Annotated in this window: 16 protein-coding genes; 8 read left to right on the top strand and 8 right to left on the bottom strand. The window is 44.6% G+C overall.

Annotated elements, in window-relative coordinates:
* Positions 1–42: 42 nt before the first annotated feature.
* From Q0P86_RS03780 to Q0P86_RS03765, 4 genes are all read right to left on the bottom strand, one after another.
* A complete protein-coding gene (locus Q0P86_RS03780) occupies positions 43–1467 on the bottom strand; it encodes an LlaJI family restriction endonuclease (RefSeq protein WP_295036817.1) in 1425 nt (474 codons plus the stop codon).
* A 6-nt stretch (positions 1468–1473) separates the two neighbouring features.
* Positions 1474–2607 carry an AAA family ATPase gene (locus Q0P86_RS03775; protein ID WP_295037569.1) on the bottom strand — a complete coding sequence of 378 codons (1134 nt, stop codon included), beginning with the start codon at positions 2605–2607 and terminating at the stop codon, positions 1474–1476.
* A 290-nt stretch (positions 2608–2897) separates the two neighbouring features.
* On the bottom strand, positions 2898–4046 hold the full coding sequence (locus Q0P86_RS03770; protein ID WP_295037566.1) for a DNA cytosine methyltransferase: 1149 nt from the start codon (positions 4044–4046) through the stop codon (positions 2898–2900).
* A 748-nt stretch (positions 4047–4794) separates the two neighbouring features.
* Entirely contained in the window at positions 4795–5589 is a 795-nt protein-coding gene (locus Q0P86_RS03765; RefSeq protein ID WP_295037565.1) for an Rpn family recombination-promoting nuclease/putative transposase, read from the bottom strand.
* A 334-nt stretch (positions 5590–5923) separates the two neighbouring features.
* On the opposite strand from Q0P86_RS03765, the gene Q0P86_RS03760 reads away from it, so the two are divergent.
* The 4 genes from Q0P86_RS03760 (at position 5924) to Q0P86_RS03745 (ending at position 8786) form a co-directional block, all read left to right on the top strand.
* Positions 5924–6301, top strand: coding sequence for a hypothetical protein (locus Q0P86_RS03760; RefSeq protein ID WP_295037563.1), 378 nt, complete (start codon positions 5924–5926; stop codon positions 6299–6301).
* Between the two features lie 226 nt (positions 6302–6527).
* Entirely contained in the window at positions 6528–7349 is an 822-nt protein-coding gene (locus tag Q0P86_RS03755; protein ID WP_295037561.1) for a hypothetical protein, read from the top strand.
* Positions 7350–7990: 641 nt separating this feature from the next.
* Positions 7991–8242: a type II toxin-antitoxin system Phd/YefM family antitoxin gene (locus tag Q0P86_RS03750; protein WP_295037559.1), complete on the top strand. Its 252-nt coding sequence runs from the start codon at positions 7991–7993 to the stop codon at positions 8240–8242.
* 103 nt (positions 8243–8345) lie between these two features.
* The gene (locus Q0P86_RS03745) at positions 8346–8786 is read left to right on the top strand and encodes a L,D-transpeptidase family protein (protein WP_295037557.1); all 441 of its coding nucleotides are present in this window, start codon (positions 8346–8348) and stop codon (positions 8784–8786) included.
* A 24-nt stretch (positions 8787–8810) separates the two neighbouring features.
* On the opposite strand, the gene Q0P86_RS03740 is transcribed toward Q0P86_RS03745, so the two are convergent.
* Together Q0P86_RS03740 and Q0P86_RS03735 are read right to left on the bottom strand one after the other, a co-directional pair.
* A complete protein-coding gene (locus Q0P86_RS03740; RefSeq protein ID WP_294115825.1) occupies positions 8811–9218 on the bottom strand; it encodes a putative toxin-antitoxin system toxin component, PIN family in 408 nt (135 codons plus the stop codon).
* The gene (locus tag Q0P86_RS03735; protein ID WP_295037556.1) at positions 9215–9553 is read right to left on the bottom strand and encodes a type II toxin-antitoxin system RelB/DinJ family antitoxin; all 339 of its coding nucleotides are present in this window, start codon (positions 9551–9553) and stop codon (positions 9215–9217) included. The genes Q0P86_RS03740 and Q0P86_RS03735 overlap by 4 nt, the downstream gene beginning before the upstream one ends.
* A 283-nt stretch (positions 9554–9836) precedes the next feature.
* Between Q0P86_RS03735 and Q0P86_RS03730 the strand changes: the two genes are divergently transcribed.
* From Q0P86_RS03730 to Q0P86_RS03715, 4 genes are all read left to right on the top strand, one after another.
* Positions 9837–10259 (top strand): murein L,D-transpeptidase family protein, encoded by a 423-nt coding sequence (locus Q0P86_RS03730; protein ID WP_295037555.1) that lies wholly within the window; start codon positions 9837–9839, stop codon positions 10257–10259.
* A gap of 159 nt (positions 10260–10418) precedes the next feature.
* A complete protein-coding gene (locus tag Q0P86_RS03725; protein WP_295037554.1) occupies positions 10419–11543 on the top strand; it encodes an ATP-binding protein in 1125 nt (374 codons plus the stop codon).
* Between the two features lie 384 nt (positions 11544–11927).
* Positions 11928–12116, top strand: coding sequence for a hypothetical protein (locus Q0P86_RS03720; RefSeq protein WP_295037553.1), 189 nt, complete (start codon positions 11928–11930; stop codon positions 12114–12116).
* 21 nt (positions 12117–12137) lie between these two features.
* A complete protein-coding gene (locus tag Q0P86_RS03715) occupies positions 12138–12488 on the top strand; it encodes a GNAT family N-acetyltransferase (RefSeq protein WP_295037552.1) in 351 nt (116 codons plus the stop codon).
* A gap of 18 nt (positions 12489–12506) precedes the next feature.
* On the opposite strand, the gene Q0P86_RS03710 is transcribed toward Q0P86_RS03715, so the two are convergent.
* Both Q0P86_RS03710 and Q0P86_RS03705 read right to left on the bottom strand, forming a co-directional pair.
* A complete protein-coding gene (locus Q0P86_RS03710; RefSeq protein WP_295037551.1) occupies positions 12507–15914 on the bottom strand; it encodes a DEAD/DEAH box helicase family protein in 3408 nt (1135 codons plus the stop codon).
* Positions 15914–17920 (bottom strand): Eco57I restriction-modification methylase domain-containing protein, encoded by a 2007-nt coding sequence (locus Q0P86_RS03705; RefSeq protein WP_295037550.1) that lies wholly within the window; start codon positions 17918–17920, stop codon positions 15914–15916. The genes Q0P86_RS03710 and Q0P86_RS03705 overlap by 1 nt, the downstream gene beginning before the upstream one ends.
* Positions 17921–18730: the final 810 nt, after the last annotated feature.

Below are 18730 nucleotides of genomic sequence, written 5' to 3'. Positions count from 1 at the left end.
TTCGGCCCAAAAGGCAAGTTTTTTTTGAAAAAAACGTCTATTTCACTCAGAAAGATTTGAGTTTTCCCTCAAAATACACGTCGCCAACGTCTTTTGAGCCTCACCCAACGCACCATAGTTCTCCATCACCGACCTTACATCCAGCAAGATTCCCGCGATTCGGTGGTAAGGACGGTAATCGACCTCGCCCGGCCTTGCATCAAGATTTTTCCAGTTCCCATGGCAAAAGCCTATAAAGCGCATCTTGCAAGGACGCGTTTCAAAGCCGTCGTCCGGCGGTAGATTCAAGTTCTCGCCATCAAAACAATACGGCAGTAGGAACGCGTTGTAAATAGGCTTGGGCAGAGTGTCATTCTGGAGCGAAGCCGAAGGCGTTGCGATAGAATCCACGCCTAAAATTTCTTTCCAATGTGTTTCCACATACTCCGCATAAGCAATTTGCTTGCAGATTGAACCAGATGATGGTAAATCTGATGCAGAACCAGTCACGCCAAACTTATAATACTTGGCATCCAGAACATAAAGACGATTGCCTTCCTCATCCCACATAATCGTATCGGGACGCATTGCATAATTGGGATTTTCGTATCCGCGGGCTCCAGAACTCAGATCCCATTCACAATGCGGATTAAATTTATCCTTGGCAACTCCCTGCGGCAACTTCCCGAAAATTTTATCCACCATCGCTTCCCACACGGGGGCGAAGGTGTTTACGCCAAAATAAAAATCGTCTGCCGTTTTTCCGTCTTCGGTTTTATGCCCGGCAAGATACTCCACAATTCGGGCCAAGTCGGCGAGCAAGCGCAAATCGCGGTCGTTAAACGTTTTCGCGAGTTTAGAATGAATTGCGTTACAGAACAGGTCATAATCAAAATCCAACAGCGGTTCTTCGGACGGATCTACGCCAAACAAAAATCCGAGTTTCACAAGAGCGTCGTGAACGCAGAACTTGTGGACCTGCGTAATGAGCGTATCTTCGTTATAACTGACTTTACGGGCGATAAAGTCTAGGTACACGAGATTCTGTGCATCTTCGGTAATGACAGGTTGCACGGCCTTGATTGTCCGTCCCCAATGGATTTTCCCGTTCGCGCCCTTTTTGTACAGAATTTCCTTTTCGTCAAGGTAGCCGAAATCAAGAAAATTCCGAATAACATTCAAGTACGAAACCATCGGAAATTCAGATTCGCCATGTTCTTCCGCAAATGTGGAAATGGACGAATCCTGATGAATCTGTTCCTGCAGCAAAGGGTCAGAAAGTACCGTAAAAAGATTGACGACGCATTCCCGTAATTCTTCTTCGGGGAGTTCGCGCAAAGCCGTGTCATCCTTGAAATATCCCAAAGGAAAGATGATGCTTGTTTCCAGCGCGCCACCTTCCTTTGATTTTTCGCAACGAATGCCGACGAACTCGGTCTCCGAATTCGCCTTGGATTCGCAGGAACATATTTCGTTTAGCTTTTGCATCAAGGATTACAGCGTTGGCGATGCTACAAATGCGACAAGATTCGCCTTGTCCTTGAAAACGTCAAAGCGTTCTTTCCCTTCAGACGGTTTTTCAAAGAAGTTAATCAGCTTTTCCAACGTGTCGATACCATCTGCAAAAATCTGCGGACGCTTGAACTTGAAAACGTCATCCCACAGGAACTTCAAAACCTTTTCGGCAAAGACCTTGTCGTCGATAATGCCGCCCACGTTGCTCACGAACCAGACTCCCAGCCGCTTATCTTCGGTGCTAGAAAGCCCTTTCAGGGTTGACGTAATTTTGGCGTTGATCCATCCCCAGAATTGTCCCCATTTAATACCGGTATCGTCAATTTCTGCGTTGTACTGAGCATTGACGGCAGGCTTATTGAGGTCAAATTCGTTGCGAACCAGTTCCATGTCAAAACGACGCTGGAAAGCATTATCCAAGGTGAACACATTCTGGTCGCTAGTGTTCATCGTCGCCAAGATGGAAAGGTTAGGCGGCAAGCGGATAGCCGTATTCGAATCAAAGCGAATATTCCCAATCTGAATGCTGTTTTCAGTTCCCCGAATATAGGCGTTGACATCATCGTTCTGGACAAAATACTGGCTCCAGCCTTCTGTAAACGTGTTTACCGCCGCATTTGCCGGGTCGTTGCCGAGAGAGTCCGTTTCGCCAGCCTTAAGCCTATCTAACAACTGGAAGGTGTCACCGAAAATGGCCGCCGCATTGCCTCGGTTGATTTCTTCGATAACCAGGTAAAAATGCTCATTAGGGCTGAGATACGCACGCTTGATAATTTGCGTAAACGGCCCGGGAGTAAATTCGTAGGTGACGTGATCGTTGACTTTCGGTAAAATCTGACCGATGAATTCGGCGTTGGTGTATTCCGGGTGGAACACGACACGAACCTTGTTCTTCTCAGGAACGTCCTTCAGTTGCTCCCGGATTTTATTGCTCTTGCCGCACCCCGGAACACCGTAGTAGATGATTTGAGTGGGAATGTGAGGGTGCACATCGTGATGTTCAGGTTGTTTAATCGGATTCAGAATGTTGTTCAAATAATCTTGATTTTCGGGATTCTCATCAACAAGCCTTTTTAGTTGATTGAATAAATCATCAATTTTACGTTTTTCCATACATTTCTTTGAATTTTCAAAATTTTGGTATCCGTAAACGTATTCATATTTTTCAAATTCGTATTTCTTGTTTAAAGGAATAGCATCTGGATCATATTTACATGTTCCATTCACTTTTGCGACATACCCCTGTTCTGCAAACATTCTCGCTGTTCGACCAGGATCCCCATATCTTGTTATTTCAAGAATGTCACAAATATTATTTGATTCATCTCTTATAAACTCCGGCGACAGTTCTTGTTTTTCGTATTTTCTAAAAATACTTGATACTACATCTGGAGCGGTAGGCATTATTCATCACCTCCTAAGGCATTAACAATTTGTTCCGAAATTTTCTGCACCACCGGAACGGCAACGGAATTTCCAAACTGGTGATACATCTGCGTTCTTGATACTGGAATGACAAAATCAGGTGGAAATCCCATAATGGCTTTGCATTCTTGCTCAGTAAGAAGTCTAAGTCCCGTTTTTCCGCCTCTGACAAATGTTCCCGTAATTCTTTGAATTTTGTGGTATGATGCACACAATGTCTTTACAGGAAAATCACTATCCTTGTCAATAATTTCTGGATGACCATCATCTTTTTTGAAGATATACGATTTTTGCAAATGTTCCGAAATCGAAGGTCCTTCGGCATCAGTCTCAACAAATTGTCCGATGCCAACTTTTTTTTCATTTTCTTTAGGGAATTCAAATGAGTCAATGCCTAAATCATTTCTAAATCCAACAAAGTAAAGACGCTTGCGTTCTTGGGGAACTCCAAAATCTGCACTATTGAGAACCTTAATCGAAACGTCATATTTCAATTCTTTGCGAAGAACATCAAGGATTATTTCAAGCGTTTTGCCTTCATTGTGAGAAACAAGTCCGGGAACATTTTCCAAAAGAAATGCTTTCGGCCGTTTTTCCTTTATGATTTTTGCAATGTAAAAGAAAAGTGTTCCTTGCGTTTTATGTTCAAAACCTTCTCGTTTTCCTATAGAGCTGAAAGGCTGACAAGGGAATCCCCCGGTCAAAATATCGAAATCAGGAATTTCAGTCGGATTTATTTTTGTTATATCTCCGAATGGGTACTCGGCATAATTTGTCGAATATGTTTTCTGAGCAGATTCATCCCACTCACTTGTAAAAACACACTCTCCACCATTTCGTTGCATCGCCAAACGGAATCCGCCAATGCCTGCAAACAAATCAATGAAAGTAAACGAAGTATTTCTCTTCGGATTATAATGAGAAAAGCTTTTTTGATACGAGTTCTTACTAGGAAGACTTGATAAATCGAAATTATTCTTGCGAAGAATATTGGCGTAAAAATCTGCCGATGGAGTTCCTTGCAAAGAAAGATAATGGCTTAATACAGCGCAATCATTCTCGAATCGGTTTTCACCCAATTGTGTTTTTAGCCAAGAGGCTAAAGATTTGGTTTCCTTCGTCGGCACTTTTCGCTCCGTGTTGAAAGTGAACGAGTTCACTCTCGCGGGAGCGGTTCTGGCCGATTCGCTTGGCCGGGGTGCGGACAAAAAAGAACGGCGGGGAGCCGACTCACTCCTCGCCTAAAAGCGCGACATTTTCAAACGAATACAATACACCCGCACAATCTTGCAATGGATTGCTTCACCCTTTCAGGGTTCGCAATGACGTTGCAAAACAATCCCGAGCGGATACAATACGCCCAGGGTACACTACGCCCATGCAATCCACGGGCGATGGCGAGTTATTGTCTTATTCTCGTTGCTGAAAGTGTCGAAGTTCCAAGTAGAGGACAAGAGCAAAACTCAGCGAGTCCACCCTGTTCTGCATTTCTTCAGTCTTTTGGGGAAATAAAAAAGGCGTGGAGTTGAATGCATTTACCTACTTGAGGCCTTCGACTGCCCGCAACGAATAAACGCAAACAACTCACGCCCCAAATGGCCGTTTGCCTACAGGCAGATTTACAAAATATGCATGTACCAAAACGATGCGGCAGGCTTGCGCCGGTCGCAGACGTGAGCGTCCGTCTTATTCCCTGTGTATGAAAGTGTCGAAGTTTCAGATAGAGAACAAGAGAAAACTCTATTTGCCTTGAAATATAGATTTTTGGAATGGCAAAAGGTGACACTTGCCGTTTTTGTTGCAAAAAAGCGACCTAAAACCGTGAAAACCGGCCCCTGCGGACCGGTTTTAGAAAAAAAAGTTCCAAGGCCCTAGTTAAAGGAGCCCGTGTTCCTTGAGCATTTTCTCGTACCTGTCAGCACGGGATTCCGCCTCATCGGCGCGAGATTTCTCTTCATCAGCACGGCGTTCCGCCGCATTGGCGCGTTCACGCTCCACATACACTGCATCATCGATTTCCTGTTGCCAAGTCATATAGCGTTTCCTTGTTTCGTTATCCGACAGATACCATTGCCGCTGGCGTTCGATGTCCTTTGTTTCCTGGGATGTGGCCTTGTTGGTCGCGAAATATTCAAGATACTCCCTGCTCGACTGCTCGGCAACATCCCTGTATTTATTGAATATATAAAAATTTTTGAAGCATAGGTCTCCCAATTCATGCTCAGGGTGCTCTTTTTCCAAGTTCATGAACTTGTAAACAGCCCTACCCCACCCGAAAATGTCGTCGGGGCAAATGAACATGATATACTGTTCCTTGAGGTTGCGGTAGGATTCTCCCTTGTTCAATGCTTCCGAGTCACACAGCACCTGGTAGTAACGGGCGCGCTTCGGCAGTTCGTGGGTGTCCTCGATTTGCATCTCGATGTCAAAGGTGCGGAGGATTTCGCCCTTTGGTCCCTGCTCCTTTACAAATACATCGTAGCGGACCCCCTTGTTAAAGGGGCTGCTTTCGGTCGCTTTCTCCGGCTCCGGTTCCTGCAAGTCAAAAATTTTGACGCCGAGAAGAGCCTCCAGAAAGGGCTTTGCGATGTGCTTATGGCTGAACACCAGCGCGAACATGAAACGGTTCGTGATGGGCAACTGTTCAAACGGAACATGGTTCGTATTCATTTTTCACTCCTCCCACCTACATGCAAAAAAGGCGGGGCTTAGGTTGTTTTCTTCGCTCATTTGAGCAAGGCAAATATACAATCACTCGAATGTCAAAAGATGACATTTGTCGTTTTTTTTCAAGAACTATTTTAATTGACACAAGAATGGGCGGGTGGGTGGGGGAAGCCCGGGCGTTGCGGGCGCGGCGATTACAGAAACCCATGACGCTCGGTCCTGCCCATGCAAGCACGGTCGCGACACTCGCTTACAGGGTTTTGAGCGCCCGCTAGAAGGGGTGGTGAGCTACGAAGTGTGAACCAGGGGAAGGCTTTCCCCTCTCCCATAATTGAAAATGAATTCTATCTCCAGCTGTGAACACGCTCCGCAGGCCCTAAAGCGCTGGGGCATCCGCGCCATCATCGCCGAAAGCTACTCCGAAATCTTCTTCGGTAACTGTGTGGCCATTGGCGTGCCCTGCTATAAGGTAAGCCACGAAGTGGCCGACAAGATCCTCGCCTGGATCGAAGCACACCCGAGCGAAGAACTTGTCACCAGCACCGAAAGCCGCACGCTCAAGATGGGAGACGAAACAATCGAGCTCACGCTCGCCGACGGCCCCCGCGGTCAGTTCCTGGACGGTTCCTGGAACGCTCGCGCCGCCCTTTTGGCCAACGCCGACAAGGTGCAGGAACTTGCAAGCAAGCTGCCGTATATGAACTTTCTGAAGTAAGAAGTAGACGGTAGGCAGTAGGAAGTGGTTAGGAATGATCACGTCATTGCGAGCGTAGCGAAGCAATCCAACCCTAATCGTCATCCTGGAGCCGCGAAGCGGCGATAGGATCCACAGGCAATTCAAAAGCGTCCAGGTTAAAAACCTGGGCGTTTTCTATAAAATACATATTGCACAAAGACTCAAATTAGTATACTTTTATTATAAAAAACAAAGGTCTTATCAAATGACAGCCATCATCATTATAGTTACTATACTATCTCTCTTGCTAATTATATTCATCTCAAGGCTCTCATCAAAAAAGAAGCATATTGAAAAAGAATATGATGATGAATATGATGATGACGACGATGAAAATACAGAATACACAAAATGTTCTGCATGCCGTGGCGTCGGCGGACATTATGTTAACTCAAATGATGACGATGATGCAGAATATGAGGAATGTGAAAAATGTGATGGTTACGGAGAAATTCCAAACAAACGAATCAGTGAACAAGAACTAGATAGTTGCGAAAACGAAACAAAACAATGGATGAACTGTAAGAATTGTGACGCCTGTGGTTATATTTATACAGAAAAAGATCAAATGGTTGCATGTCCAATATGTGATGGATATGGCGTAGTAGAGGATACTCGAACTCCAGAAGAAAAAGAGGTCGATAAAATCGCAGCTGAAAAAAAAGCTCTCCAAGAAAAGCTTAAACATTTTATAGAAGACAATGAACTAGATTTCTATGGTGAAAAAAAAAGAAAAGAAGAGATTGAACTTTTCAAAACAAGGCTTAATCACTTCAATTCAGAACTAAACTCTATAAGCAATTATATCAATGACCTAAAAGAAACGACAAAAGCAACAAACAATGCAGAGCAAAAACAACTAGAAGTCCTTCACGAAATTTCTAAAGATATTTGGAAATTAATACTTCTTGTTATCTTTTTATTTTTCTATCAATGTTCAAACAACGATAAGATTTGTGATAAGATTTCCAACTTACGAGATGATATTTCCGACATAGAATATGATATAAAACACAAAAATCATTGACTTACAAGCTTGCTTGATTCAAATATATCCTTATATACAGGTCATTGCTGTGTGCCACCACTTTTTTTTCAAAACGTCCAGGTTAAAAGCCTGGGCGTTTTTTATATTTATAATAAAAGTTTTGACAAAATCTATATAAATGAAAATCAAATTTATTGCATTGATTATTACAACACTAATACTAACTTGCTGTGCACAAAATTATGCAAGTAAGGAAGGGGCAATCAGCCTATATCGAGAAAAAGAACTTCTAGATGTACACTGTTACTTGCAAACTAACGATTCTGTTTACATTTTAAAATCAACGGATTCATCATCTCTCCTGTATCAAAAAAACTATGAAAACGGTTCAAGATGCCAAGGGTGGATTTCAAACTCAAAGCTAGATTCTGTATCGCTTACATTCGTAGAGCATAAGTTTTTTTGGTTTTAGGGCGGAGCCCTAGACGTAGGGGAAGCGGAAGACTTGCCATGGGCCCTATCGCTCCGCTCCAGAGTGACAGAAGGGCAAGACTGTAGCGACCTTTGGACACTTGGCCTTTAGGCCTTAGTGTACATGGCCACCTTTAGGTGGTGGGGAGGCTTCCCCCTGCCCTTTCTCGCAAAATTTCATATATTATGCTTATACCGGTGAGGTTTATATGAATGCCATAAGACCCGTTTCAGACCTGCAAGATTGTCTCGAAGACATTTCCAAGACCGTCCACGAATCCGGACAGCCTGTGTTCTTGACTAAAGACGGCTATGGCGACATGGTTCTTATGAGCATGGAAGCGTTCGCGCATTTTCAAATTGAAAATGAAATCTATGCCAAGTTACATGAAGCCGAACTACAGGCACAGGAATCCACCAAAAGATATACTTCTGAAGAAATCCTAAATTGCCGACATTAACTCATTAGCCAATATCATTTCATTAATTCGATAACGGCATCTACAAAAAAAGAGGTCGGTCGGAATTACTCCAAATTTTAGGGCGGATAGGATTCAGAAACCCATGCTCACCTCACCCATCGACAACATTCTCGTAGAAAAGGCGAAGCGCCAAATGCACTTGCGCAATGGCGAGAATATCGTCAAGACATACAAGATTTCTTTGGGCAAGAATCCCGTTGGAGCGAAGGTCAGGTCCGGCGACAACAAGACCCCCGAAGGCAATTATACCATCGAGTGGCACAATCCCAAAAGCAAATTCCATTTATCGCTAAAGGTTTCGTACCCGAACGAAGAGCAAGTCAAGGCCGCGAAAGAAGGCAACTATGAACCCGGCGGCGACATCATGATCCACGGCTATCCGAACAAGGTTCCGGCGTTTCTTTTCAAATATTGGCACAGGTGGAAAGACTGGACCGCCGGCTGCATTGCGGTCACCAACGACGAAATCGAAGAAATCTACGCCGCCGTCAAGGACGGCACGCCGATAACCATCAAGACTTAAAATGCCGAGCTTTAGGACGTTCCCCTACCCTAACAAATCAAGCATCTGCCGGGGCGTGACAACAACAGGTGTCTCAGGGAAATGCTTAACATTTCCCGTCACAAGATGCGTTTCGACTGTTTTGCCGTGTGCTAACGCGACTGCATAAAAAACAATGTCCTTTGGGTCCGGCATCGATTCGCGAATTTCAACCAAGTCAGATTCCATCACGCAAAGGCGATTGATTTGCAACAAAGTTTCAGCGATTCTTACAGGCGAAAATCCGAATTTAGGTCTGTTGAGAACAACCCTATATTCCTCAAGAATTTCTTCATTCAAAACAGGGACTATACGTCCATCAAATACAGCCTGCAAAACGAAACCTGGAACAGAATCCCATTTCAGAAAAGCAGACACAAGAACATTCGTATCGATTACAGCATAATGCTTCATCGACCATTCCTTGCAGCGTCGATTTCAGCATTGATTTCGTCCAAAGACATTTCCGAAGCGCCCGCACGAGCCGCATCAGCGGAAAGTTGCCGCATGGTATTCAGCATCCTGCCGGCCATTGTCCATCCAGAAGCATCATAAAAAGTTCGACGTTCTGCCACAAACTGCGGAACAGTTGCGGAAGAAACCTCAAACGGAATTCGACGTTCACGCACAACCGCACGAGCGAAGACATTGATAGCCGTCGTCATGGACATGCCGAATTCTTCGCACAATTCGTCAAATTCCTTTTTAAGGTCGGATTCCATCCTGATGCTGAATGTAGTCTGCGACATAAAACGCCTCTTTAGGTTTCATTACATACCAAATATACACAAAAACGCACCTAAAAGCAACCTTATTGATAAATTCTGTAAATTTTGGGGGTTTTAGGGCGGAGCCCTAGGCGAAGGGGTAGCGGAAGACTTGCCATGGGCCCTATCGCTCCGCTCCAGGGTGACAGAAGGGCAAGGCTGTAGCGACCTTTGGACACTTGGCCTTTAGGCCTTAGTGTACATGGCCACCTTTAGGTGGTGGGGAGGCTTCCCCCTCTTTTTTATTTAAATTTCATAAAAACCCATGCTCTCCTCACCCATCGACAACATTCTCGTAGAAAAGGCAATGCGCCAAATGCACCTGCGTAACGGCGAGAATATCGTCAAGACATACAGGATTTCGCTGGGCAAGAATCCCGTTGGAGCGAAGGTCAGGTCCGGCGACAACAAGACCCCCGAAGGCAATTATACCATCGAGTGGCACAATCCCAAAAGCAAATTCCATTTATCGCTCGAAGAGCAAATCAAGGCCGCGAAAGAAGGCAACTATGAACCCGGCGGCGACATCATGATCCACGGCTATCCGAACAAGGTTCCAGCGTTTCTTTTCAAATATTGGCACAGGTGGAAAGACTGGACTGCCGGCTGCATCGCCGTCACGAACGACGAAATCGAAGAAATCTACGATGCCGTCAAAGACGGAACCCCGATAACCATCAAGCCTTAGAATTCACGTATATGCTCAAATATTAGCGATTTTCGATTAAATTCTATCAAAATCGACAATATATTAGCAGTTTTCACCCTAAACTTCAAAAACATAGATTCCTTACTTGACTATTCATTTAACATTTTGTATATTACAAAATGTTTAACGGAGGCGTTTATGGAAAATCCATTTGTCTTGCAACCATACAAAAACGCAGAACTTTTTTGCGACCGTGAAAAAGAAACAAAGGAAATCATTGACGACTTGCTGAACGGAGTCAACGTTACGCTAATTTCCCCAAGACGCTATGGGAAAACAGGACTGATTTACCACGTCTTCGAAGAGATCGCTCAAACTCGCCCATCCATCACGCTTTGCTACTGCGACATTTACTCGGCCGACAGTCTCGATGGATTCATCAAGCTTTTATCGGAATCAATCATAGCAAGCACAAAGACCGAGTCCCTCATCAAAAAATTCTTTTCGGCTTTGAGCGGAATCCGTCCCCTTGTTTCTTACGATCCGATTTCAGGGGCTCCACAAGTAAGTATCACATATCAAAATGACGGTCAGAAACAAACCACATTAAAAAATATTTTTGATTTTCTGGGATTCCAAAAGAAAAACTTTATCATCGCCTTTGATGAATTCCAAATTATCCGAAATTTCAAGGGAGTGAATATGGAAGCCTTGTTGCGAACATACATGCAGCCTTTAAAAAATGTCCGCTTCGTTTTTTGCGGTAGCCAGAAGCACGTTATGGCAGATATGTTCGTAAACGAAAAAAGCCCTTTCTACGAAAGCACGCACATCGTCTATCTTGACAAAATCAATGCCGAAATTTACGCAGCCTTCATCAAGAAGCTTTTCGGCATGGATAAACGGCGTATCGATGATGAATCTGTCAATTTTATTTTAGAATGGACTCGATGCCACACCTTTTATGTCCAATATCTTTGCCACCGAATTTTCCGCAATGGAAGCAAGGATATCACCATAAACGAAGTTCGTCAAGCCTGTTCTGAAATTTTGAGCGAAAACGTAAACGGTTTCTTGGAACGCCGCAACCTGCTAACCGACAAGCAATGGCAATTTCTGAAAGCAGTGGCCAAAGAAGGAACGGTGTCGCAGCCAACCGCAGGTAATTTCATCAACAAATACAAATTAGGAACCAGCGCCGCCGTAAAACGTGTACTCACATCTTTAATCGAAAAAGAACTCCTGCTAGAAACACTTTCTCTTGAAGGCAAGAGCTACTCTGTTTACAATGTATTTCTTAGCCGCTGGATGGAAGCTATTTAACATTTTGTATATTACAAAATATTTAACATACAACATTTCAAGAAAACAAATTTCCATCGCGAGATACTATATTTACCGTATGAAGGCGACCGTCCTAATCATATTTATCCTAGTTGCGCAAGTTTTTGCGGACTTCCACAGCATAGGTTTTGACGGTGTAGATCCGGATGCATACGAAGCAAGCATTGACTCAATGCCATTCATAGCGGATTCCGTTACAAAACTCTTTTCATTGCCCGATTCATCCCTGATACAAGCCGCAAGCGATTTCTATTCTTTCAAGATGGTCTTTAACCCCATTCGAGACAGCCTTATTCTTTTTTATACGGAACATCCAGAAGAACCGCTGGATTCACTACGGCAAGAAGTTTTGCTTAATTGGTCGTGCCGGCACCTGCTACACGTTACGAATATACCATCAACGCCCCCGTCGAAAAGGAGGACTTTCGTAAAGGACTCCTGCATGACGCCGTTTCCGCAACAATCCATTTCGGCTTCGACGTAAACATGTATGCCGCCGATGTCATCGCCATCAGGGCATTTGTCGGGCTTGGCCTTGGACTCTTTAAGTAAAAAAGCGTGCGCATCCAGGGCATGAACCGGCAGCACCACATTTCGCTACGCGAGGAGTTCGACGAGCACGACGGCGACGGCACCAGGTACATTGTCTTGCTGGACGACGAATATCCGGTTGCCACCTGCCGTTTCTATGAAATTGACGCAGACACGGCAACCATCGGCCGCGTGGTTGTTCTGCCGGAATATCGCGGACAGAAGCTCGGCGCCATGGCCGTGCGCGAAGCCGAAAAGTGGATTGCCGAATGCGGCTACAAGCAGATTGTCATCGACAGCGCATCGAGACGGTCGGCTTTTACAAGAAACTCGGTTACAAGAGTGCCAACGAAAAAACGCACCAATTCGGCGTCTTCGAATGCACCCGAATGACGAAATCGTTATAACCCTCTACTTATACGCCTTCCCCACCCACTCAGCAAGTTTCCCTTCTTTAGCGAGTTCAGCGGAATCCTTCATTTTGAAATTCGGATAAAGCGCTTGAATTTGCGATGCGGTTTTGCCTTCGATTTCGTTGTTGAAGCCGAGAATGTAGTGCATGGCAATCATGTAGATGATTTCGGTAGGAGCAGCACCACAGACTTGATTCTTGACGATATGCTCTAGCCTTTTCTTGTCGTCAGGGAAGAATTTCTTCATCTTCTTTGAACGATAAAGTCGCTTGATGATTTCGGTGATATAGAGTCCCGATTTCATGTACAGGTCGGCAAAGGTGTGGGACGGGTCATCGAAACAGCCCGGCGTTTCCTTTTCGAGCATATCCACCATGTCCTTTACGACTTTTTTCGGCGTAAAAATCTGGTTCGTCTTCTGCGGCGGAATGTAGTCGAATATGTCTCCCTTTACATCTTCCCTGAAGTAGTCCGCCAGTTCCGAGCGTTTGCGCATAAATTCCTTAACAGAATCGTTGAATACGACCGAATCAAAGAGATGACCTTCGTAATGCTTTCGTTCGCCATCGCTGTCGGTGTAGTCGCCGCCATCGCGAAGGAATTTGAATTCATCGATGGTGATACTCGTTACCTCAAGGAAAACATTACCCGGAATGTCGCGTTCAAATGTTTCGAGAGTCGTATTTTTCTTTGAATCGTCACCGTAGTATTTTCCGTAGGCCATCAAGAAAGAGGGAATCGTGCGGGCAAATCCACGCAGGTGGTCGCGAACCTTTTCTTCAATATCATTCTTTTTCTTTTCAATCTTGCTTTCTTCTACAGCCTTGACGGTTTCCTCTGTCGCCTTTTTCCAAATGTCCGATGTATCAGAAACAGTCTCCTGGAATTTTTTCTTGGCCGTTTCCATTTCTTTTTTGAATTCAGAATTAATTTGTTTTTCTTCAGCCTTGGAATTGCAGTTTTTCAACGCCTCGTCGCGCTTGTGTTCCGCTGTACCGGCTTCTATCTTGAAATCGGCGGCGGCAGAACTGATTTTCTTTTGTCCGTAATTTTGCAGTTTGCGCTCGAATTCCTTGGACTGAGATTTGGTCATCTCTTGACCAAACTTGACCTTGGCTTCTTCGGCTACTTTCTTTACAGATACATCGTAAACAGTGGTCAATTCCTTAACGATATTTTCAATTTTCGACGGCTCGTGGTCTCGCAGTAACCGATTCACGTCTTTTTCGTAATCATTAGATTGCTGTGCAAAAACCGGATTACCGAACTTATCTGCGGCGGTCCCGACCACCTGTTCCGATGGAACATCGACATTTCCATTCCCATCAAGAGGAAGTTCATTCGCCTGTTCCGGAGTAACAATATTCTTGTCCGCTTCTGCCTTGGTGACAGGATTCACTTTCTTAAGGATTTCATTCACAATCGAAGGCGCAGCAAAAATTCCGCTGATATTCTGGAAAAGGAAATTGCTCATGAATCCATGATTCACGACTTCCTTGGCGTGGATATGCCTCGGGATGGACAACACCTTTTCTGCATCCAGCTCTATCATTTCGCCATTGTCGTCTTCGCCTACCACAGGGAAGAAGTTCAAGAGTTCCAGAACATGCTTCTTGCGCTTTTCGCTATCGCCTGCACCACCGGCAGTATCCTTGTACTGGTCGTTTGCGATGGTTTCAACGATAGTCAGCGTGCGTGCCGGATCAAAATCAAACACATACGCATTATCTTTGCGATATGTTTTGCCATCCTTATCCAAGAAAAGGCACGGATTTTGAGCACGGAATGCGGCCTGCATATACAGCGCCGGAGAGCGCATGGAGCAAAGCATCAGAACAGCGGTCCATTCGGGAATGGTGACGCCCGTCGTAAGCTGCCCCACCGAAAGTGTGATAGTCTTTTCGTTGTTCCTGATAGCTTCGCGGACAGCGGTAATCGCCTTCTGGTTTTCCAGTTCCTCGTCGCCATTACCTACAGCAAGGACAACCGTATATTCCTTGAATACAGGGTGCTGTGTCAAAAGCTTTTTCAAGGCGATGGCTGAATCAACGCGATTCAACAACCAGAACGTATGCTTGAGCTGGTTCCTGAGTTCTTCCGTAGAGAACGGATACTTTTTCTGCTCCGTGAGAGCGTCCAGGAACTTCTTTACATCTTCGAGATGTTCAAAATACCCCGAAGCATTCGTCTTAAAGAACTCGTTCAAGTCAAAGTAATATTGCGTTTCTTCGTCATCAATGAGAGTTCCGGCATCGGCCTTCGCTCCCATCATATCGGACATCTGGTAAGTGAACAGATTGAGCTTCGGCAAGTCTTCGTAAGGATTTTCTACACCCTTTTCGGCAAATTCCTTTTTACGCTCCTGTTCGTCAGCGTATGTCCAGTTGAATATAGCCTCTTCGGGGAACTTGTCGGAAGCAAGCATCTTGAACGGAGTGCCCGAAAGGTTCAGCGTAAAACGGCGTTTGATGCGTTCCAGGGCAACATCCGTTTTATCGGTTTCTACGCCCTCGTGCGCCTCGTCAAGAATCAGCACATCCCAGTCAAGTTCAGAAACTTCACGGAGTTTTTCGTAATCGCCACCAAAAGCCTTTGCTCCTTTAAGGTCTTGCAAGGAGATAAATTCAATGCAGCCGAGCCTATTCTTGCTAACGGCACGAGTAAACTCATCCCTTGTCAAAACATGCTTGTATTTTTGCGGATTCTTCTTGAAAACATCCACCTGGCTTACAAAATAGTAGCCACCTTCCGTCCCGACGAAACGGGCATAATCGCTATACCAGCTATCGGCAATGGCGGGGCGGTTGGTCAAGATAAGAACATTCTTTGCTCCAATGCGCTTACAAAAGTCGTATGCCGTAAGGGTCTTGCCAAAGCGGGGTTTTGCATTCCACAGGAATTCGGGAGCCTTGTCCTTTTTCAGGATTTTCACCAGTTTGTGGTTATCGAAATAATCGGCGGTCTTTCTGGCAGCATCTTCCTGTTCATCACGGAGTTCGTAGATTTCGACGCCTTCCATTTCGGTAAGGATTCCGTGATTTTCCTTAAAATCATTAAAATGATTTTTAGAAGTTTTTGCGTCAGTCTTGAACCATTCCGTTTTCGGTTTCCTTTCGATATCCACCTTGTTTGTCAGGTATTTATGAAAATCATAATCACGGAAAGGCGTCAAATCATCTTCAAAAACCGCCCTACCGCTCCACGCAATAGGGGCATCGGTATCGGAGGTGTGGGTTTGCTGATGGACGCGTTCCTTTACGGCATCCTTCAAGTTTTCGCCAAAATTGACTTCGGTATCACCGATTTTTATCCATCCTTCATGGGTGCGGTCATTTGGAGTGGTGTATGCGTAGATGGCGCGGTTCACGGGCCGCATCGTCTTGATTTGAGTGACGCTGCTAGACATTAGACCATCTCCTTGACATGAGTTTCAATGAAGTCCTTTTCTTCTTTGGAGAGGCCGTATTTCTTATAGAGTTGCAAATCTATTTCGTGAACAGGCTTGGTCCAGTCGATATCGGATTTAGAGGTAAAATCTTGGAGGGGAACGTATTTCCAGACAGGCTTGTTTGCCATGGGGGTGACTTTGAGAACTCCGATTAATATACGAACAAATTTTGTCTTTATATAATTTGCGGTGTTAAGAGCCTCTTTTTTTGTATTAAATGCTCCTATACTGATGAAAGATTCTGTTGCTCCAACACCAGGCTTTTCAATAACAAGTTCGCTCATGGTCTCCCCAAGTGAGCCCGAACCATAAGCTTGCGCCACAAATACCTTATATTTGTCAAGATTTTCAACTTGCTTTACATATCGTCTATTAATGTATTTATACGTTCTGTTATCATCAATTCCGAGAATGCATACGTAATCTTTTCCATCAATCGGACTTTTGCCAAAGAAAACTTGCGGAAGACATTTGAAGATATTTGAGGACATGTCATATAAATGCCCCTTACTTAACATATCTGCAGCTTTAGGGAAGTCTGCATGAAGTTCGGGAGTCAATCTGTATGTGGAACGAGAATAGACTATATTGGATAAACTTTTATACGATTTGAAGTTTTTAACTTTGTCCAAAATACTATTCAGCTCTGTATAAGGTGTAAAAACTTCTATTGCACGATATTTTTTTGTCATATCATGCATCGTAACAACAATTCCTCCTTTGATTGGTGTTGAAAGAGATGGAAAAACCTTTTCGGAATTTTCTTCATAAAACAATACTGACAAATGCTCGTCAGCTAGCATTTTCTCATTCCACTGTTTGGGCGTAGCTCCTGCATTGAATAAAAAACGGGCCGGATGAATCATTTCAACTTTGTCTGATAATTTGTATGCTTCTGATAAATAGGTATGATAAATCGGAGGAGCAAAATTCTTTTTTCCAGGATCTATTTGATTCGTTTGTTCTTCCTGATACGGTGGATTCCCTATCACGGCAAAGAATTTTTTCATGATACACTCTCCCTTATTTTGAAAAAGTTGAAATTCCGGCGGAGATTGAAAAACACATTTGTGCTTTCTTCGCCAGTCGTAAATCCGGCATATTTCGGTGGAGGCTTCGCTTGTTTCACCTTCTGTCTCGAATCCGAGGAAAGTCATTTGTCCGCATTCCTTTTCCTTGATTTGCGGAGTCCTGCCCGTAAGGCCATCCATCTGCCAAAAGTTCCACGCAATTACGTTAGCGGCACTCCGCGCCGTCGTTCTGTCCGGTTTTTCGCCTAATTTCTTTTCCCAATGTTCCGTCCAAGACAAGAACACGTTGATGCGGGCAATCAAGAGGTTGTCCCCCTGGTATTCGTACCCGTAGCAACTTTCCAGAGAACGCATGGACCATTTCTTGTATTCGTCACCATCCGCATTCTCTTCGACCACGCGAAGTTTACGGTCCAAGAAACCAATGCGATCCTTGACCTCGATAAAATTTCCATCTGTAGGGTTGTAGCGGCTCGTCACGAAGGGCGCTTCGCCGCAGGTGATTTCAAGCCTTGTCTGGTCGATGTATTCTTGCCAGGTTCTACCGTCGGTAAACTGGATTTTTTTACGATTCCTAGTCCAAGCCTTATCGCCTTCGGTATTGAATGCTCCCGTATAGCCCAGGTAGTCATCGTCCAGGGCGTTATTCATCTGGTTGCAAATCCACGACGGTGTAAAAACTTCAGCACGCTTCTTGGTGCGATTCTTTTGGGTGTCGAGTGCCTTGGCAATTCGCGGACGCACAAGCATCAGGCTTCCGCCGGTAATGTCCTTGAATTCTATTTCGCTTTTCGGGGAAATGGCGTCATATTCGTCTGTGGCCCACAGGATGTTCTTGCCCGTGGTCTTGTCTTTTAGGAGTATCGGGAGTACGGCTCCTCGATACACGTCAAAGATTTGCCGGACAGGCGTGTCAGCCGCAATGTTTTTCATTCCATTCTCCCGAACTTCAAGCGCAACGTTCTGTTTCGCTCCCGTTCAGGGACTGGATTACGGCGATTTCACAAAAAGAGAATACACGACACCCTAGGCACACAATACACCCACGCCAAAACGGGGCGCGCATGCGTCCGGATTTCTAAGTACCCTCTTATTCTTTCGTTCTGAAATTGTCGAGATTCCAAGCTAAGAACAAGAGCTATCCCGTGAGAATTTCTCTTGTTCTGACTCAATCTACACAAAAAAGGCGTGGAGTTGAATGTCCTTACAGCTTGAGGCTCTCGACTGCCTGAACGAATAAGGACAAACAACCCACGCCCCGTAAAGGCCGATACGCACAAACGGACCGCATGAAAGCGGCCTGCATAGCGAACCGTTGCCGGTACTTGCATACCGACAGACGTGAGCGTCCGTCTTATTCTCTCGTTCAAAATGGTCGAGATTTCAAGCTGAGAATAAGGGAAACTCTCTATTTTCAACGACAATATAAATTATTATTGTTAAGAAAACACTAGCATTGAAAATTTTTTCAAATATCTAACTCTTTGACAGCCAACAGATAAGAAACAATTTTATTTGATTTTGTTTATTAAATTACAAAAACTCCTTGTTTTTAATCAAAATTCAATGTATATTTAATTTCTAGAAACAGTATGTCTGGCCCCAAAAAGGAAGGACCTCCGATTGCAGTCAGAGATCCTTCGGCGAAGAGTTTTTGGTAACTCAACCGCAAAACAAAGATACCAAATTCCTTTGCCTTCGGCCAACATTCAACCGCTCCTCCGGGGCAAAGGAAAGACTCAT

The organism is uncultured Fibrobacter sp. (genome assembly GCF_946062555.1).
GTDB lineage: Bacteria > Fibrobacterota > Fibrobacteria > Fibrobacterales > Fibrobacteraceae > Fibrobacter.
The sequence above is the reverse complement of the archived record's forward strand: the minus strand, read 5'-3'. Positions and strand labels throughout refer to the sequence as shown.